Source organism: Pseudomonas sp. GD04058, from assembly GCF_029836855.1.
GTDB lineage: Bacteria > Pseudomonadota > Gammaproteobacteria > Pseudomonadales > Pseudomonadaceae > Aquipseudomonas > Aquipseudomonas bharatica.
The window spans coordinates 23,608-41,644 of the sequence record NZ_JAOECN010000006.1 but is presented as its reverse complement, the minus strand read 5'-3'; the positions used below and the strand labels follow the sequence as shown (position 1 = coordinate 41,644).

General features: G+C 62.8%; 15 protein-coding genes and 5 tRNA genes. 7 read left to right on the top strand and 13 right to left on the bottom strand.

Going from position 1 to position 18,037, the window contains the following annotated elements:
- Positions 1-2 precede the first annotated feature (2 nt).
- The gene (locus N7650_RS07295; RefSeq protein ID WP_279897662.1) at positions 3-1,682 is read right to left on the bottom strand and encodes a DUF1302 domain-containing protein; all 1,680 of its coding nucleotides are present in this window, start codon (positions 1,680-1,682) and stop codon (positions 3-5) included.
- Positions 1,683-2,000: 318 nt separating this feature from the next.
- Between N7650_RS07295 and N7650_RS07290 the strand changes: the two genes are divergently transcribed.
- The 3 genes from N7650_RS07290 to N7650_RS07280 all read left to right on the top strand — a co-directional run bounded on the left by N7650_RS07290 (position 2,001) and on the right by N7650_RS07280 (position 5,081).
- Positions 2,001-2,921, top strand: coding sequence for a LysR family transcriptional regulator (locus N7650_RS07290; protein WP_279897661.1), 921 nt, complete (start codon positions 2,001-2,003; stop codon positions 2,919-2,921).
- 370 nt (positions 2,922-3,291) lie between these two features.
- Positions 3,292-4,635, top strand: a complete 1,344-nt coding sequence (locus N7650_RS07285; RefSeq protein WP_009403009.1) for an amidohydrolase family protein — start codon at positions 3,292-3,294, stop codon at positions 4,633-4,635.
- A 2-nt stretch (positions 4,636-4,637) separates the two neighbouring features.
- Entirely contained in the window at positions 4,638-5,081 is a 444-nt protein-coding gene (locus tag N7650_RS07280; protein WP_279897660.1) for a heme-binding protein, read from the top strand.
- Here the strand turns inward: N7650_RS07280 and N7650_RS07275 are convergent.
- Together N7650_RS07275 and N7650_RS07270 are read right to left on the bottom strand one after the other, a co-directional pair.
- Positions 5,072-5,992, bottom strand: a complete 921-nt coding sequence (locus N7650_RS07275; protein WP_279897659.1) for a LysR family transcriptional regulator — start codon at positions 5,990-5,992, stop codon at positions 5,072-5,074. The genes N7650_RS07280 and N7650_RS07275 overlap by 10 nt on opposite strands.
- Before the next feature lie 84 nt (positions 5,993-6,076).
- On the bottom strand, positions 6,077-6,988 hold the full coding sequence (locus tag N7650_RS07270; protein ID WP_279897658.1) for a LysR substrate-binding domain-containing protein: 912 nt from the start codon (positions 6,986-6,988) through the stop codon (positions 6,077-6,079).
- A gap of 82 nt (positions 6,989-7,070) precedes the next feature.
- Here N7650_RS07270 and N7650_RS07265 point away from each other — a divergent pair, with 82 nt between their 5' ends.
- Positions 7,071-8,270, top strand: coding sequence for an MFS transporter (locus N7650_RS07265; RefSeq protein WP_051032720.1), 1,200 nt, complete (start codon positions 7,071-7,073; stop codon positions 8,268-8,270).
- Positions 8,271-8,276: 6 nt separating this feature from the next.
- Positions 8,277-9,038: an SDR family oxidoreductase gene (locus tag N7650_RS07260; RefSeq protein WP_279897657.1), complete on the top strand. Its 762-nt coding sequence runs from the start codon at positions 8,277-8,279 to the stop codon at positions 9,036-9,038.
- A 6-nt stretch (positions 9,039-9,044) separates the two neighbouring features.
- Here N7650_RS07260 and N7650_RS07255 read toward each other — a convergent pair.
- Positions 9,045-9,121 (bottom strand) — tRNA-Arg (locus tag N7650_RS07255).
- 292 nt (positions 9,122-9,413) lie between these two features.
- On the opposite strand from N7650_RS07255, the gene N7650_RS07250 reads away from it, so the two are divergent.
- Positions 9,414-9,608 (top strand): hypothetical protein, encoded by a 195-nt coding sequence (locus N7650_RS07250; RefSeq protein ID WP_279897655.1) that lies wholly within the window; start codon positions 9,414-9,416, stop codon positions 9,606-9,608.
- On the opposite strand, the gene phnN is transcribed toward N7650_RS07250, so the two are convergent.
- Positions 9,596-10,198: a phosphonate metabolism protein/1,5-bisphosphokinase (PRPP-forming) PhnN gene (gene phnN / locus N7650_RS07245; protein WP_279897654.1), complete on the bottom strand. Its 603-nt coding sequence runs from the start codon at positions 10,196-10,198 to the stop codon at positions 9,596-9,598. The genes N7650_RS07250 and phnN overlap by 13 nt on opposite strands.
- Before the next feature lie 338 nt (positions 10,199-10,536).
- Here phnN and N7650_RS07240 point away from each other — a divergent pair, with 338 nt between their 5' ends.
- Complete coding sequence (locus tag N7650_RS07240; RefSeq protein ID WP_003254499.1) at positions 10,537-10,863, top strand: Arc family DNA-binding protein; 327 nt, start codon at positions 10,537-10,539, stop codon at positions 10,861-10,863.
- Positions 10,864-11,041: 178 nt separating this feature from the next.
- Here N7650_RS07240 and mgtE read toward each other — a convergent pair whose 3' ends face one another.
- The 8 genes from mgtE to alaS all read right to left on the bottom strand — a co-directional run bounded on the left by mgtE (position 11,042) and on the right by alaS (position 17,815).
- The gene (gene mgtE, locus N7650_RS07235; RefSeq protein WP_009399023.1) at positions 11,042-12,484 is read right to left on the bottom strand and encodes a magnesium transporter; all 1,443 of its coding nucleotides are present in this window, start codon (positions 12,482-12,484) and stop codon (positions 11,042-11,044) included.
- A gap of 375 nt (positions 12,485-12,859) precedes the next feature.
- Positions 12,860-12,936: transfer RNA gene (locus N7650_RS07230), tRNA-Arg, on the bottom strand.
- A 76-nt stretch (positions 12,937-13,012) separates the two neighbouring features.
- Positions 13,013-13,089: transfer RNA gene (locus N7650_RS07225), tRNA-Arg, on the bottom strand.
- Positions 13,090-13,165: 76 nt separating this feature from the next.
- Positions 13,166-13,242: transfer RNA gene (locus N7650_RS07220), tRNA-Arg, on the bottom strand.
- Between the two features lie 108 nt (positions 13,243-13,350).
- A tRNA-Ser gene (locus N7650_RS07215) sits at positions 13,351-13,441 on the bottom strand.
- Positions 13,442-13,513: 72 nt separating this feature from the next.
- Complete coding sequence (csrA, locus tag N7650_RS07210) at positions 13,514-13,702, bottom strand: carbon storage regulator CsrA (RefSeq protein WP_009399024.1); 189 nt, start codon at positions 13,700-13,702, stop codon at positions 13,514-13,516.
- A gap of 168 nt (positions 13,703-13,870) precedes the next feature.
- Entirely contained in the window at positions 13,871-15,106 is a 1,236-nt protein-coding gene (locus tag N7650_RS07205; RefSeq protein WP_009399025.1) for an aspartate kinase, read from the bottom strand.
- Between the two features lie 87 nt (positions 15,107-15,193).
- The gene (alaS, locus tag N7650_RS07200) at positions 15,194-17,815 is read right to left on the bottom strand and encodes an alanine--tRNA ligase (RefSeq protein WP_009399026.1); all 2,622 of its coding nucleotides are present in this window, start codon (positions 17,813-17,815) and stop codon (positions 15,194-15,196) included.
- Between the last annotated feature and the right edge of the window lie 222 nt (positions 17,816-18,037).

Sequence of the window (18,037 nt, the reverse complement as noted above, 5' to 3'; positions counted from 1 at the left end):
CCTCAGAATGTTGTTTTAACCGAGAAGGCCAGGTAGTCCCGGTCTTTCAGTGCTTGTTTGAAGGTGAATCGGGAGAGGGCATCGAGGTTGGTGTCCTCGGGGCCGTAGTAGTGGGTGTAGGTCAGGCCGAAGGTCACCCGGTCGAGGTAGGTGGCGCTGATCCCGACGTTGAAATCGCCGCCGCGGTCCGGGCCGAAGCTGCTGACCACCGCCGACTTGCCCATGGGGAAGTAGCTGATGCCCAGCGGCACGCTGAGGTCGATGCCGGGGAACACCTGGCGGTAGGTCGGGGTGTAGACCAGCTTGAGACCGACCCCGTCGTCGGTGGCACCCGGGTCCAGGGCCGCGCGGTTCTTCGTCACGCTGAGCAGGCGGTTCCAGGCCACCTCGCCGACCAGGCTGGCCTCGTTGGCGACGAAGGACGGGCCCAGCGAGGCGATCATGTTCAGGTTGAGGTGCGCGGTGCGGCCGACGGCATAGAGCGGGTGGTCGTCGTTATCGGCAACCACGCCGGCACCGATGGTCTGGCCATTGGAAACCAGCGGCATGTTCCAGCGCATGGAGGCTTCACCGGCGAAGCTGTATTCATCGATGCTGGTGGCGAAGCTGGCGCCCAGCGCGCGGATGTCTTCCGGATAGACCCAGTAGTACTCGCCGATCTGTCCGCTGGCGTAGTTGGGCCCGCTGGCGCTGGGCTTGAGGTACAGCTTGGGCGACTTGTCGTGGTACTGGATGGCGTACAGGCCGTACTCGACGGTGTCGGCGGTGTAGCGCAACTGCAGGCCGCCCTGCCCCGAGCTTCTCGCGTCCTTGTCCTTGCCGTGGAAGAACGCCGCCGGGCTGTCCGGATTGCCGCCAAGAAACGCCGGGAAGGGTTCGCCGACGATCAGGCGTTCGTTGCCGGTGCCGATGGTGTCGCTGACCGAGAAGTAGCTGCCGGCGCCCGGCAGGCGGGTTTCTTCCCATTCGAACTGGTAGTAGGCGCCGACGGAAAGCGCGTCGGTGAGCTGGTAGGTACCGGACAACTGGCTGACCGGACGGGTGATTTCCTTGAACTGGGTGTTGGGCACCGACACCGCCTTGACCACGTCCACCGGGGCCATGCCGCCGGCAATGCCGTTGGCGCCGAAGAACAGGCTTTCGCCCCAGATCAGGCCGTGGCGACCGAGACGCACCGAGGCGGCGCGGTCGGCGACGTCGCCGTTCCAGTAAACGAAGGCATCCAGCAGTTCGCCGTCGCCGCCGTGCAGATGACGGGTGTCGTCGCTGAACCGGTCGTAGGCCACCGAGCGCACGTTGGCCCGGGACGGGTCGTTGTTGTCGTTGTCCTTCTGGTATTCGGTGTCGTACCAGGCCGCGCCGCTGACCCGGGCGCCGAAGTCGCGGTAGCCGATGTCCAGCTCGGAAAGGATGTCCAGGCGGTTGGAGATCAGGCCCTTGGCGAAGGCACGGTCACCGTCGTCCTGGTTGAGGGCGACCTGGCCGCGGGTGAGCTTGCTGCTCTGGTCCTGGGTGCGCCAGGCGGCGCTGTACTTGAGTGTGTTGTCCCAGCGCAGGCTCAGGTCCGGGTTGCCGGTCTGGATTTCGAATGCCTGGGCGCCGGGAATGCCCATGACCAGCGCCGCAGCGAGCGTCAGGGTGGAAGGCGCACGCCGCGATGCGGCGATGGAGCGAATAGCCATCGAACGAACCCTCTTTTATTGTTTTTGTTGGCATCTTTTCTTGGCCACCACCGGCCGGTAAGGCAGCCGGACCGGTTCTGGGTCGTGTGCCAGGGGTGGCATCGCCCGGCGGGATAGACCGGGCGACGGGCACAGGTTGACCTGCACGGCTGTCTCTGACTAATCGCTTGTCGGGATGCGACCTATCGAGCGGCGCGATACCTCGAAGGCATCGCGCAGGGGGATATCAGGCATCGGCAAAAGCGATACCCGGGCGCATTGACGGCGCGCGAGCGCGACCGGAAGGTATCGGCAAAACAACTACAAGAAGCCCGAGCCATGCGTTTTCACCATCTGGACCTCAACCTGCTGGTTGCCCTGGACGTGCTCCTCGAAGAGCAGAACATCACCCGCACCGCCGAACGCCTGCACATGACCCAGTCCGCCACCAGCGGGGTGCTGGGACGCCTGCGCACCTTCTTCGAAGACGAATTGCTGGTGCAGGTCGGCCGGCGCATGCAGCCGACGCCCTATGCCCTGGAGCTGGCGGGGCCGGTGCGCGAGGTGCTGCTGACGATCAGATCCTCGATCACCGCCAGGCCGGTATTCGACCCGGCCGCCAGCAAGCGGCACTTTCGCCTGGTGACCTCCGATTACCTGATCAGCGTGCTGTTCGCCCAGGTCATTCAACGGATTCACCGGCAAGCGCCAGGGGTTACCTTCGAGATGCTCAGCCCCGGCGACAACAGCTCCGAACTGCTGATCCGCGGCGAGGTGGACCTGATGATCGTGCCCGAGCGCTACCGGATCGACGATCACCCGGCGCAGCTGCTGTTCGAGGAAGACCATGTCTGCGTGGTCTGGCGCGACAACCCGGAGGTCGGCGACAGCCTGAGCCTGGAACAGTACCTGGCCATGGGGCATATCTCGGTGGGCTTCGGCCGCAACCGGCACCTGAGCATCGAGGACTGGATCATGAACCAGTACGGGGTGAAGCGGCGCCTGGAGGTGATCACCAACGACTTCAACACGCTCGCGCAACTGCTGGTCGGCACGCCCCGGCTGGCGACCATGCACCGGCGCCTGGCGCAGCTTTATGCGCGGTACCTGCCGCTGAGGATATTGCCGACACCCATGAAGATTCCGCTGATGGGCGAGTACATGCTGTGGCACCGGAGCATGGACGGGGATCCGATGCTGAAGTGGTTGCGCGGACGGATTCGGGATTGCATTCAGGATATTGATCTGCCGGTGACCTGATGGAGTGACGCGGGCCTGCGCCCACAGGGTCCTGCGCCGACCGCAGAATTCCGGCTCGAACCGATCGACTGTGTGCGGGTTTACCCGCGATGACAGCGGTGAATTCACTACCGCTATCGCTGGCAAGCCAGCTCCCACAGGGTGCTGCGCCGGCCGCAGAATTCCGGCTCGACTCGGTCGACTGTGGGAGCTGGCTTGCCAGCGATTGCAATGGTGAATTCACTGCCGCTATCGCGGGTGAACCCGCACACACAGGGTCCGCGCTGGACCTATCCATCCGGTCAATGCCTAGCCATCGACAGCATCTGATAGTCCCCACCAACACAGCCCCCTAGCCTGCGTCACAAACGACAAGACGAGGCACCACCCCATGACCGCCCTGCACCTGCACTGCGCAACCCTCTTCGACGGCACCAGCCTCGAACCCCGCCAGCACCAGACCCTGATCATCGAAAACGGCCTGGTCCGCCACGTCGGCCCGAGCACCCGGTCCCCGCGCCCGCAACCGGGCGACCGTGAGGTGCACGGCCATTTCGTGATGCCCGGCCTGATAGACGTGCATACCCACCTGGCCTTCGGCAATGCGCAAAGCGAGGAAGACATCGATATCTGGACCAGCGACGAATTCCGCGCCCTGCGGGGCCTGTTCTTCGCCCAGCACGTGCTGGCGGCGGGCGTGACGTCGATGGTCTGCCCCGGCGACAGCGGCCAGCTCAGCATCGCCGTACGCAACACCGTGAACGCCGGCTTGTTCGAAGGGCCACGCATTGCCGCCAGCAGCCGGGTGATCACCAATCGCCAGAGCCTCAACGACTGGTTTCCCAGCCGGGTTGGCGCACCGGAGTACTTCACCGCCGCCCTGGTCACCAGCCGCACCGAGGCCATTGCGCAGATCCGCAAGCAGGCCAAGGACGGCGTGGACCTGATCAAGATCGCCATGGACGGCACTCACCGCCGCGCCAACGGCGAGATCATCGCCGCCTTCACCGCCGACGAGACCCGCGAGATGGTCGAGGAAGCCCACCGCCTCGGCTGCCGGGTGGCGGCCCACGCCTACGGGCGTGAAGCGGTCATGTATGCGGCCAGGGCCGGGGTCGACCTGGTGTTCCATGCCTTCTACATGGACGACGCCTGTATCGAGGCGCTGCTCGAAGCAGGCAGCGTCCTCGCGCCAACCATGACCTTCCCGCAGAACACCGTGGACTTCTGCCAGGCCCATGACCCGGCCATCACCACAGGCTATGCCGGCTACTGCGCCCGCACCCTGGAGTCGGGTACGCCGGTGCTGAAACGGGCCAAGGCCGCCGGTGTCCCGTTCGCCTGCGGCAGTGACAGCGGCTTTGCCGTGACCCCCTATGGCGAGTGGCATGCCCGCGAACTGGAACTGCTGGTACGACGCCTGGACTTCACCCCCGCCGAGGCGCTGTTCGCCGCGACCCATGTCGGCGCGCGCCTGATGCCCCGTGGCGAAACCCTTGGCACCCTGGAATCGGGCAAGCAGGCCGACCTGCTGATCCTCGACGGCTCGCCGCTGGAAGATATCCGTATCCTCCAGGACCGCAGCCGCCTGCTGGCCGTGTACAAGGCCGGCGAACCGGTGAAGTTGCAGCGTACCGCCTACGACCCCAGGCAGGTATCGGACTTCAACTCCCTGAAGTGGACCGATCTCTACACCCGCGACCGCGTGGCCGAGCTGGGCAAATGGAGCCTGTGAACATGAGCATACTCGACGTTGAAACGGCCGCACGGCTGGCGGCGGCCACCCTGCGCCAGGCCCGCGAGCTGGGCATCAAACCCCTGGCTGCGGCGGTACTGGACGCCGCCGGGCATCCACTGGCGGTGCTGCGTGACGAGCAGGCCAGTTTCCTCCGGCCGCGCATCGCCAGCGGCAAGGCCCGCGGCTGCCTGGGCATGGGCGTGGGCGGTCGGGAACTGGCACGACGCGCGCAGGCGATGCCGACGTTCTTCGATGCGATCAACAGCCTCACCGACGGCGAAGTGATTCCGGTGCCCGGCGGGATCCTGCTGCGCGATGCACAGGGGCGGCTGCTCGGGGCGATGGGTGTCAGCGGCGATAGCTCGGATAACGACGAACACTGTGCGCTGCTGGCCATTGCCGCTGTCGGCCTGCGGGGAGACACCGGCGACCCTCAAAGCTGAGCCGCCTGCTCCAGCAACAGCTGACGGAACCAGACGAGCATCGGATCCCCGGCCTGCTGCGGATGCCATTGCAAGGCCTGGGCAGCAGGCGGGAATTCGACAGGCGCCGGTAGCACACGCAACGGGTAACGCTGCGCCAGCGCTTCGGCCTGGCGGCGCAACAGCGTGGCGATACGCGGTGTGCCGACCACGAAATCGGCCATGAGGGCAAAGTTCTGCACGGTGGCCACCACCCTGCGCTCGATGCCGATGTCCCGCAGGTGCTGGGCCTCCAGGGAGAGCGTCTGCCCATCGGCGAACTCGCGCAGAACGTGCTCGCCTTCACGAAAGCGCGCCTCCGTCAGCGCCTGGCCGACCGGCCAATGTGCGGCGCAGACGATGCAGCACAACGCATCGTCGAGCAACGCGGCGTGGGGGTAGGCGGGATTGATCCGGCGTTGCGGCACGATCGCCAGGTCGCTGCGACGGTACTCCAGGGCTTCGGCGACCTGGTCGCCATCACGGGACCGGGACAGCTCGCGCACCACCAACGAAGCGCCGGGCGCGAGACGGCGCAGCGCGCGGCTGACCGCAGGCATCAGGGTCGCCGCCACATAATCCGAGGCCATCAGGGTGAAACGGCGCTCGCAGCGGGCCGGATCGAATTCGGCCGTGGTTTCCACCAGCGCGTCGGTCATCAGCAGCAGTTCGCGGACCCTGGGTGCCAACTGCCGGGCCAGCGCACTGGGCTGCAGACCGCGGCCAACCGGGACCAGCAGCGGATCCTGGAAGTGCTCGCGCAAGCGCCCCAGGGCGGCACTGGTCGCCGACTGACCAAGGTTCAGGCGCTCGGCCGCCCTGCTGACGCTGCTTTCTTCGAGCAGGACATCGAGGGCGACGAGAAGGTTGAGATCGAGGCGGCGATAGCGCATGGACGGGTTATACCTCAACGTTGCCCGCACACGCCCTCGCGTTTAATGCTGGCAGGTATCGCCGTCGGCGATACCTGGCCTGGTTCAGGCCACTGTACCCGGGCCGCTGCCTCTTGCCTCTTCGAGCAACCAATCCACGAAGCCGGAAAGCAGTTGCGTCGGGTCGGCCCGACGCGGGAACAGGGCCACGTATCCGGTCCGGGACACGCTGATGTCCGGCAACGGCGTCATCAGCGTGCCGCGAGCGATGTCGATCTCCAGCATCGGCAGCGGCCCAATGCCGATTCCCAGACCGTCTTCCACGGCCTGGCGGGTCACGAAGAAATGATCGAAGGTTTGCCGCGGATGGCCTTCCAGGTGCTCCAGGCCGGCAGCTTCCAGCCAGCCCAGCCAGTCTCCGGCACGGGTTTCGCTGGCCAGCCAGCGATGCCCTTCGATGTCGCCTGGCTCGCGGATCGGGCGCCGGGAAAACAACGCTGGGCTCATGATCAGCGTGTCGTGGTCTTCCAGCAGTGGCACGACGTGGTGATGCGGCCACAGGTCCGGCCGGGCAGCGCCGCGCCGGATCGCGACGTCGACACCGCCGCGCAGGTCCTCCACCACGCTGGAAACCGTGGTGACCACCACTTCGATGTCCGGATGCCCGGCGTGATAGCGCTCGAGCCTGGGGATCAGCCAGCGCATCGCCAGGCTGGTGGGCGCACTGACCCGAAGGATGCGTCGCACGCTGGGCCTGCCGCAGGCTTCGGCCGCTACGGCGAGGCGATCCAGGGACAGGCCGACTTCAGCGGCAAAGACGCGGGCCATCGGTGTGGCAACCATCCGCCGCCCCTCCTTGATGAACAGGCGCTGGCCCAACCAGTCTTCGAGCGTAGCGATCTGCTGGCTCACGGCCCCTTGGGTCACGCCCAGCTGCAGGGCAGCATCCGCGTAGCTGCCCACCCGGGCCGCCACTTCGAAAACGCGCAATGCGTTGAGGGGTGGAAGACGGCGCATCACTCTTTCCTTTAGAAAATCTAATGTATTCCGTTAGGAGATATGGTTTGTGCAAGTTATTTAACGCATTCACCATCATTGCATGAATACTCAAACCCGGCTTCCAGTGATTCCCAGCGGCACGCCTGCAAAAGCGTCACGCAGCTTGTCGGCAGCCTGCCTGACCCACGCCCTGCATGACGGCTACACCGATGCGCTATATGTGTTCCTGCCGGTCTGGCAAGCGCAGTTCGGCCTCTCCTATGCCGGGCTGGCGGTTATCCGCGCGCTCTATTCCGGAACGATGGGCGGCCTGCAGATACCCGCCGACCGCGCATTGCGCAACTGGTCGCCGCGAGCGGCGCTGATGCTCTCGACCGCACTGGCCTTGGCCGGCCTGCTGCTCATGGCCCTGCCCCTGGGCATGATCGGGCTTTGCGCGGGGCTTGTGCTGGCAGGCATTGGCTCGAGTATCCAGCATCCGCGCAGTTCGATGCTGGTCACCGAAACATACGGGGCAAATTCGCGGCGTCCCTTGGGTATCTACAACTTCTCCGGCGACCTAGGCAAAGCACTGCTGCCTGCGCTGGTGGCGGTGCTGCTACCGGTTATCGACTGGCAAGCGGTGATGGTGCTGATGGCAGCGCTGGGCATCCTGCTGATCATGGCCCTGGCCAGGCTTGCACCGTCGACGCCGATGCAAGCGCAGCGAGCCGCAACGCGTGCCCCGGGGCGCGCCCAGGACGGTCGGGGCTTCGCAATCCTGGCCACGGTCGGCGCCCTGGATACCGCAACGCGCATGGGCTATCTGCTGTTCCTGCCCTTTCTCATCCAGGGCCGCGGTGGCGACTCGCCGACGATCGGGGTCGCCCTGGCCCTGCTCTTCATCGGTGGCGCATTCGGAAAATTCACCTTCGGCTGGCTGGGCGAGCGGATCGGCGTGGTGCGCTGCGTCATGCTCGCCGAGTGCGCAACGGCGCTATTGATCGCGGCGACGCTGGTCACTCCGCTGCTGCCGACACTGCTCCTGCTACCCGTGCTGGGGATCGTGCTCAACGGAACCTCGTCGGTTCTGTACGGCACCGTCCCGGAATTATCGAAAGGCGATACTGGACGCGCTTTCGCGGTGTTCTATACCTGCGTCATCGGCTCCGGCGGTATCGCCCCCATCCTTTTCGGTGCGATCGCCGACCTGAGCAGCCGAGCCACTGCGCTGCTGCTGACCGTGCTCACCGCACTGGCCGTCGTGCCCCTGGTGTCGACGCTGCGCCCGTACCTTCAGACCAGCCCAACTTCGAGGTAAGCATCGATGGACACAACTGCCCATGCACCCGTCATGGTGATCACCGGCGCCAGCCGCGGCATAGGCGCGGCAACGGCCAGACTTGCCGCCACGCGCGGCTACGACGTGGTCATCAGCTACGTTTCCAATGAAGCGGCCGCCCAGGCCGTGGCCCAGGAGGTGCGCGCCGCTGGCAGCCGGGCGCTGCCTGTGCGCGCTGACAGCGCAGACCCGGAACAGGTCGGCCGGCTTTTCGCCGCGGTCGACGAGACCTTTGGTCGACTCGATGTGCTGGTCAACAATGCCGGGATCATTGCCCGGCAGTCACGCCTGGAGGATCTGGATATCGAGCGGATACGACGGATCTTCGCCGTCAACGCCATCGGCCCGATACTCTGCGCGCAGCAAGCGGTCAAGCGCATGTCGCAGCGCCATGGCGGCGCTGGCGGCGTGGTGGTCAATGTATCCTCGGCAGCGGCCAGGCTCGGCAGCCCGAACGAATACATGGACTACGCCGCCTCCAAGGGTGCACTGGAAACCTTCACTACCGGCCTGGCCAAGGAAGTTGCCGGGGAAGGCATTCGCGTCAATTGCGTTCGGGCCGGCCACATCTATACCGAAATGCACGCCAGCGGCGGGGAGCCAGGACGGGTAGACAGGGTCAAGCACACGATTCCGCTAGGCCGGGGTGGCCAGCCGGAAGAGATCGCGCAGGCCATTCTCTGGCTGGCAAGCAGCGAAGCGTCATTCGTGACCGGGGCGTTTCTGGATGCGACAGGGGGGAAATGAAGGGGGTGGTGTCCCAGGGCAGGTTCGAACTGCCAACCTTCCCCTTAGGAGGGGGATGCTCTATCCAATTGAGCTACTGAGACCCTGAGCCGATGACGGGCGTCACGCGGCGGAAGGCGTGCATGTTAACCAGACGGGAGGTATTTGTCATTCCATGGATCGGGCTTTTTGCCTGCCCGAATCCACAAGCTGCGTGCAGGCTTCGTGCAATTTGCAACGGAGCACAAGGCCATCATTGCATGATGCACGGAAGAACCCTGCTCTAATTAACGTAAGTTGTTGATTTTAAAAGATAAAATAAAATTATTCAGATGGCATGCGGCATGCTGGAAGAAATATAACGGAATGTACCCACCCAACAGCCGGATCACGCCCATGACTCACGCCCTGCTCGCCCTGAATGCCCTGGCCCTGACCGCCGTGATCGCCATGGGCCTGTTGCCCGCGAAAACGCCGGTCCATTCGCTGGAATACCGCACTTCGATGCAGGCGCGTCCTGCGGTCATGGGTGAAGCAGAAGGCACGCTGACGCAGGTCAAGGTGAACCAGGAGGAGCGCTACGCTTTCTGAGTCGGCAAGCCAGCTTCGCGCAAGATATCCAAAAGGCGCTGCGCCGCATCGGCCAGGCTGGTGGAGTTATCCAGATCATGCACATCGGCGCCCAGCCCGGCGGAAACCAGGGCGTTGCGCGCCAGACGGGCTTCGATTTCCTCTGCGGATTCCCGCCCGCGATCCTTCAGGCGTCGGGCCAGCACCGCGGCTGAAACGCTGACCAGCACAGGCAGCAGGTGTGGGTATCTGCTGCGGGCCTGTGGCAGGTTGGCCCTAGAGCCGTTGACCACCACCCATTGGCCAGCGGCAAGCCAGCGATCCATCTCAACGGGAATGCCATAACTGAGGCCGTTGGCCTGCCAGTCCAGGGCGAACCCGCCCTGCTCCCGTAGCGCCTGGAATTGCTGAAGCGATACACTGTGCGCCGCTTCGCCCACGGCCTCGGCGGAGCGGGTAATCACCCGCCGCATCACAATCACGCCCAGCGCCTGGAGCGCCGGCCTGGCCTGATCGATGATGCTGTCCTTGCCGGAGCCGGATGGCCCCATCAGGTAGACCAATCTCCCGCCGGCCCTGGGTGGGGTCTCGCCCCTTGCGTCATACTGCATAGCCACTATGCTCATAGATAGGAAAAGCGCAGGTATTTTAGGCGCTTTCCGTTACCTTTTCGCTGGTCAGCGTCGACAGTCAAAAAGGTGGCTGGATCGGGAAGGCGGGAATTGAAACTTTTCAAACCAGTGCTCATTTCTGATAATTGGTACTGGCAAAAAGCCTCCACCCGGTTCAATATTTGTCACAGAATTGACGCCAAGGAACCGGCGACAATGAGGCATTATTGCGACCTCATTCACAATTCAGGTTGAACATTTGACCGTATCGATGGTCCTAGTCTCATCGCGCGGCCAACTTCAAGAACCGCTCCCCCTGAACTAAACCGGTCAATTATATGCGCCCAATGAAACAGGCTATCTACTCAAGCCGAACCGCAGACAAATTCGTCGTCCGCCTGCCAGACGGAATGCGTGAGCGCATTGCCGAGGTTGCGCGTAACCACCACCGCAGCATGAACTCCGAGATCATTGCCCGCCTGGAACAGAGCCTGATCCAGGAAGGTGCACTGGGCGACGAACTGAGCATGCGCCTGGACAGCCCGGAACTGTCCCTGCATGAGCGCGAGCTGCTGCAACGCTTCCGCCAACTGTCCCACCGCCAGCAGAACGCCCTGGTTGCCCTGATCGCCCATGACGTCGAGATGGCCGCGGACGCGTCCTGATCGTCCCGACTGACTTCAGCTCAAAACAAAACGCCCGGCGCAATCGATTGCACCGGGCGTTTTACTTTCTGGATCCGGGGTGTTGCTGAACCCTTTGGGAGCTGGCTTGCCAACGATGAGGCCGGAACAGACAACAAAAAAGCCAGCGCAAAGCTGGCTCTCTTGATTCAACGATGGCTTACAGCAGGAACAGGGTGGCCAGCCCCAGGAAGATGAAGAAGCCACCGCTGTCGGTCACCGCCGTGATCATCACGCTGGAGCCCATTGCCGGGTCGCGACCGAGGCGCGTAAGCGTCATCGGGATAAACACCCCCATGAACGCTGCCAGCAGCAGGTTAAGGGTCATTGCAGCGGTCATCACCACCCCTAGCGACCAACTGCCATAGAGCAGGAAGGCCACCACCCCGATAACGCCACCCCAGATGAGGCCGTTGAGCAGCGATACCGCCAGTTCCTTGCGCATCAACCGGGTAGTGTTGCCCGGAGTGACCTGGTCGAGCGCCATGGCACGGACGATCATGGTGATGGTCTGGTTGCCGGAATTGCCGCCGATACCGGCCACGATCGGCATCAACGCCGCAAGAGCCACCAGTTTCTCGATCGAGCCTTCGAACAGGCCGATCACCCGGGAAGCCACGAAGGCAGTGATAAGGTTGATTGCCAGCCAGGCCCAACGGTTGCGCAGCGAGCGCCAGACCGAGGCGAAGATGTCTTCCTCTTCGCGCAGACCGGCCATGTTCAGCACTTCGGTTTCGCTTTCTTCGCGAATCAGGTCGACCATTTCGTCGATGGTCAGACGACCGATCAGGCGGTCGTTCTTGTCTACTACCGGAGCCGAAACCAGGTCGTAGCGCTCGAACGCCTGGGCTGCGTCGTAGGCGTCCTCGTCAGGATGGAAGCTGACCGGATCGTCGGCCATGACCTCGGCGACCTGCTTGTCCGGGTCATTGACCAACAGACGCTTGATCGGCAGCACGCCTTTGAGGATGCCGTCGTAATCGACGACGAACAGCTTGTCGGTATGGTTGGGCAATTCCTTGAGCCGGCGCAGGTAGCGCAGGACCACTTCGAGGCTGACATCTTCGCGGATGGTGACCATCTCGAAGTCCATCAGCGCACCGACCTGCTCCTCGTCATAGCTCAATGCCGAGCGCACCCGCTCGCGTTGCTGGGCGTCGAGGCTTTCCATCAGTTCGTGGACGACATCCCGGGGCAGCTCGGGAGCAAGGTCGGCCAGTTCGTCGGCGTCCATCTCCTTGGCCGCGGCGAGCAACTCGTGATCGTCCATGTCGGCAATCAGGGTTTCACGCACCGAGTCGGAGACTTCAAGAAGGATATCGCCGTCGCGCTCTGCCTTGACCAACTGCCATACGGTCAGGCGGTCGTCCAGGGGCAAGGCTTCGAGAATATGGGCAACGTCGGCGGAGTGCAGGTCATCGAGCTTGCGTTGCAGCTCGACGAGGTGCTGCCGGTGGACGAAGCTTTCCACGTGATCGTTGTGGGCGCCTTCCTGACGGTGGGTCAGGTCTTCGACCAGGCGCTGGCGCTGCAGCAGCTCGACCACCTGGGCCAGGCGGTCCTGCAGGCTTTCCTGCGTTTTTTTTGCTTCGATTTCAGTCATAGGCGAACTCCACTCCCAGCAGCGGAGCACGCCGGGAGATCAATCAGTCACATCGTGATTGGCAAAACAGGCTTTTAAGTAACTACTGGGTAAGTCCATGGTGGTATTCCACAAGCCCCGGCGGGGCTGACGGGCGCAATCATACACCGCTTGAGCTGCCAGGGGCTGAAAATCTCGGTGAAAACAATCGTTTGCGGAAATGACGAAGGCAAACTCCCGAATCCATCAATGCGACGGCCAGTGCCCGAAAAAGAGCACATCCACTCCCTGAAAAATTAGCACGCGCCGGCGACGCCTGGATGACAAATCATTTATCGGGATCAACAAATTGCGGAAAACAAAAAGCCCGCCATTAAGGCGGGCTCTTCGTCTATATGGTGCACTCGACAGGATTCGAACCTGTGACCGCTCGGTTCGTAGCCGAGTACTCTATCCAGCTGAGCTACGAGTGCAAGGTTGGCGCTTGATGAACCAGATCACCTCTGGTGTATCCGAAACAACTTCCAGAGGAAACGGCTTCTTGGATTATGGTGCACTCGACAGGATTCGAACCTGTGACCGCTCGGTTCGTAGCCGAGTACTCTATCCAGCTGAGCTACGAGTGCAGGGTTGGTACTTGATGGACCAGATCACCTCTGGTTGAAGCCGAAGCAGATTTCAGTGAAACTTGCTTCTTCTATATGGTGCACTCGACAGGATTCGAACCTGTGACCGCTCGGTTCGTAGCCGAGTACTCTATCCAGCTGAGCTACGAGTGCATTTGAAGCCGCGCATTATAGTTCGCTAAATCTTTTTGGCAATCACTTTTTCGTTTAATTTCAACTACTTAGCGATTCATGCCAGATTACAGCGCCCTACATGAATAATGGCGGAGAAGGGGGGATTCGAACCCCCGATACCCTTGTGAGGTATACTCCCTTAGCAGGGGAGCGCCTTCGGCCACTCGGCCACCTCTCCGCAACACGGGGCGTATAATAACCAGAGCCTTCCCCGTTTGCAAACTCTTTTTTGAAAAAAAAACGAGAAAAATTAAAGGGTTGGTTCTTCGTCCTTCTCTTTCTTGATCCGCAGATAGATTTCCTCGCGGTGCACAGCCACTTCCTTCGGTGCGTTGACGCCAATGCGCACCTGGTTTCCTTTGACGCCGAGCACGGTCACGGTAATTTCGCCATCGCCAATAATCAGGCTTTCGGCACACCGACGAGTCAGAATCAGCATACGTTACTCCTCACGGGATTCAGTTCAGGGACAACAGTCTGTAGGTAAAGCGGGCTCGGGACTGCAACCAGGACGGTTGCCGGCCTCTGCCGGAGTATTGACCAGGGTGTGAAGGGGCACACAGGTCGAAAAAAGGAGCGCGGCCTGGCCGCGCCCCCGGGACACCGCTTATTCGCCCGAACGGGCCGGAGCGTCCAGCTCGAAGGCGGTATGCAGAGCGCGTACGGCCAGCTCCAGGTACTTCTCTTCGATTACCACCGAAACCTTGATCTCCGAGGTGGAGATCATCTGGATATTGATGCTCTCCTTGGCCAGGGCTTCGAACATGCGGCTGGCGACGCCCGCGTGGGAGCGCATGCCGACACCGACGATGGAAACCTTGGCGATCTTGGTGTCGCCGATCACTTCCCGGGCACCGATCTGGCTGGCGGTGTTTTCCAGCACCTGCTGCGCCTTGGCGTAGTCGTTGCGGTGCACGGTGAAGGTGAAGTCGGTGGTGTTATCGTGCGAAACGTTCTGCACGATCATGTCGACTTCGATATTGGCGGCGCTGATCGGGCCGAGGATCTTGAAAGCCACGCCCGGAGTGTCCGGTACGCCACGGATGGTCAGCTTGGCTTCATCGCGGTTGAAGGCGATGCCGGAAATGATCGGCTGTTCCATGGATTCCTCTTCATCAATGGTAATGAGGGTACCCGGACCCTCCTGGAAGCTGTGCAGCACGCGCAGCGGAACGTTGTACTTGCCGGCGAACTCGACGGCACGGATCTGCAGGACCTTGGAACCGAGGCTGGCCATTTCCAGCATCTCTTCGAAGGTGATCTTGTCCAGGCGCTGGGCCTGGGATACCACGCGCGGGTCGGTGGTGTAGACACCGTCGACATCGGTGTAGATCTGGCACTCGTCAGCCTTCAGGGCCGCCGCCAGGGCCACGCCGGTGGTGTCGGAACCACCGCGACCGAGGGTGGTGATGTTGCCTTGCTCGTCGACGCCCTGGAAACCGGCGACCACGACCACGCGGCCGGCCTTGAGGTCGCCACGGATCTTCTGGTCGTCGATTTGCAGGATGCGCGCCTTGTTGTGCGCGCTGTCGGTGAGGATCCGCACCTGATTGCCGGTATACGACACCGCCGGGATGCCGCGCTTGATCAGTGCCATGGCGAGCAAGGCAATGGTCACCTGCTCACCGGTGGACACGATCACGTCCAGTTCGCGTGGAACCGGCTGATCGCTGATCTGCTTGGCAAGGTCGATCAGGCGGTTGGTTTCACCGCTCATCGCCGACAGTACAACCACCAGGTCATCGCCGGCTTCGCGGAATTTCTTGACCTTTTCGGCTACCTGCTCGATTCGCTCGATTGTGCCGACCGAGGTACCGCCAAATTTCTGTACGATCAACGCCATTTCAAAGCCGCCTCAGCCCGTGAAGGGCACCCAATAAACAAAACACAACGCCGACGGCCCGCTACTAGACAACGGGCCGTCGGCGCCTCAGACACCCTGCTCTGCGAATGGCACGGCCAGGGCCAGTGCGCCGTCCAGCGCTGCGGCGTCCACGCCACCACCTTGCGCCATGTCCGGACGACCGCCACCCTTGCCACCCACCGCCGCAGCGGCTTGCTTCATCAAATCCCCGGCTTTGAGTTGGCCGGTGAGGTCCTTGGTCACGCCGGCGACCAGTACGACCTTCTCTTCGTGGACACTGCCGAGCAGGATCACTGCGCGGCCGAGCTTGTTCTTCAATTGATCGACCAGGGCCAGCAGGGCCTTGCCGTCCTGGCCGTCCAGGCGTGCAGCCAGGACCTTGACGCCCTTGACGTCCACCGCACTGTTGGCGAGATCGTCGCCGGCGGCGCTGGCAGCCTTGGCCTGCAGTTGCTCCAGCTGTTTTTCCAGCTGGCGGTTGCGCTCCAGCACGGCCGACAGCTTGTCGATCAGGTTGTCACGGCTGCCCTTGACCAGTTGCGCGGCTTCCTTGAGCTGTTCTTCGGCGCCATTGAGGTAGGCCAGTGCCGCAGCACCGGTGACCGCCTCGATACGACGCACGCCGGAGGCCACGCCACCTTCGCTGACGATCTTGAGCAGGCCGATATCACCGGTTCGCTTGGCGTGGATACCACCGCACAGCTCGACCGAGAAGTCGCCCATGCTCAGGACCCGCACGCTGTCGCCGTATTTCTCGCCGAACAGGGCCATGGCGCCCTTCTGCTTGGCGGTGTCGATATCGGTCTCTTCGGTCTGCACCTCGGAGTTCCTGCGGATTTCGCGGTTGACGATCTCTTCCAGGGCCTTGATCTGCTCTGGCTTGACCGCCTCCGGATGGCTGAAGTCGAAACGCAGGCGCTGGCTGTTCACCAGCGAGCCCTTCTGCTGTACGTGCTCGCCCAGGACCTGGCGCAGCGCAGCGTGCAGCAGGTGGGTGGCGGAGTGGTTCAGCGCCGTGGCCTTCTGCACATCGGCATCGACCCTGGCCTCGACCTGGGCACCGACGACGAGCTTGCCGCTGGCGATCACCCCGTGGTGCAGGAAGGCACCGCCGGTCTTGGTGGTGTCGCGCACGTCGAAACGCGCGGCGCCGGCCTGCAGGTAGCCGGTGTCACCGATCTGGCCACCGGACTCCGCGTAGAACGGCGTACGGTCGAGGATCACAACGCCCTCCTCGCCTTCGCCCAGTTGCTCGACCGACTGGCCATCCTTGTACAGGGCGACGATCTTCGCGCTGCCTTCGGTAGCGCTGTAGCCAAGGAACTCGGTGTCCACGTCGACCTTGACCAGGCTGTTGTAGTCCAGGCCGAAGGCGCTGGCAGAGCGGGCGCGCTCGCGCTGCGCTTCCATCTCGCGCTCGAAGCCTTCCTCGTCGATGCTCAGCTCGCGCTCGCGGGCGATGTCGGCGGTCAGGTCCATCGGGAAGCCGTAGGTGTCGTACAGCTTGAAGACCACTTCGCCGGGAATGACGTTGCCCTTGAGGTCGGCCAGGTCCTGTTCGAGGATCTTCAGGCCCTGCTCCAGGGTCTTGGCGAACTGCTCTTCCTCGGTCTTCAGCACACGCTCGATATGCGCCTGCTGGGTTTTCAGCTCGGGGAAGGCGTCGCCCATCTCGGCCACCAGTGCCGCGACGATCTGGTAGAAGAAGCTGCCCTTGGCGCCGAGCTTGTTACCGTGGCGGCAAGCGCGACGAATGATACGGCGCAGCACGTAGCCGCGACCTTCGTTGGACGGCACCACGCCGTCGGCGATCAGGAAGCCGCAGGAACGGATATGGTCGGCCACCACTTTCAGCGAAGGCTGGCCTTCGTCGGTGCAGCCGATGGCCTTGGCCGAAGCGGCCAGCAGGCTCTGGAACAGGTCGATCTCGTAGTTCGAGTGGACGTGCTGCAGGACCGCGCTGATGCGCTCCAGGCCCATGCCGGTGTCCACCGATGGCGCCGGCAGGGGGTGCAGGACACCATCCGCGGTGCGGTTGAACTGCATGAAGACGTTGTTCCAGATCTCGATGTAGCGGTCGCCGTCTTCTTCCGGCGAGCCGGGTGGGCCGCCCCAGATGTCGGCGCCGTGATCGTAGAAGATCTCGGTGCACGGACCGCACGGGCCGGTGTCGCCCATGGTCCAGAAGTTATCGGAGGCGTATGGCGCGCCCTTGTTGTCGCCGATGCGGACCATGCGCTCGGCGGGAACGCCGACTTCCTTGGTCCAGATGTCATAGGCCTCGTCGTCGGTCGCGTAGACGGTGACCCAAAGCTTGTCCTTCGGCAGGTTCAGCCACTTTTCAGAGGTCAGGAAGGTCCAGGCGAAGGTGATCGCATCGCGCTTGAAATAGTCACCGAAGCTGAAGTTGCCCAGCATTTCGAAGAAGGTATGGTGGCGCGCGGTGTAGCCGACGTTTTCCAGGTCGTTGTGCTTGCCGCCGGCACGCACGCATTTCTGGCTGCTCACCGCGCGGGTGTATGCGCGCTTTTCCTGGCCGAGGAAGCAGTCCTTGAACTGGTTCATCCCGGCGTTGGTGAACAGCAGGGTCGGGTCGTTGCCCGGGATCAGGGAGCTGGAGGCGACTCGGGTGTGTCCCTGCTCTTCGAAGAATCGAAGGAAGGCTTCACGGATTTCTGCGCTTTTCATAGGTTCTTCCACGGAAACGGCGGCCTGAGGCAAAAGTGCGCGTCAAAAGACGAAAACGACGGCAAAGGGCCGCATTATAGCCAGCCTGCGTGCCAGTTGTAGTGGGTTTATACGCTGCAAAGGCCCATTCACGGATGAAAAGAAGGTTAATCGAGGCGATTTGCTTAGCAGGCTATGCGTTCATCGGAAAACTGTGTTACAAAAAGCCCGGCCATCACCCAT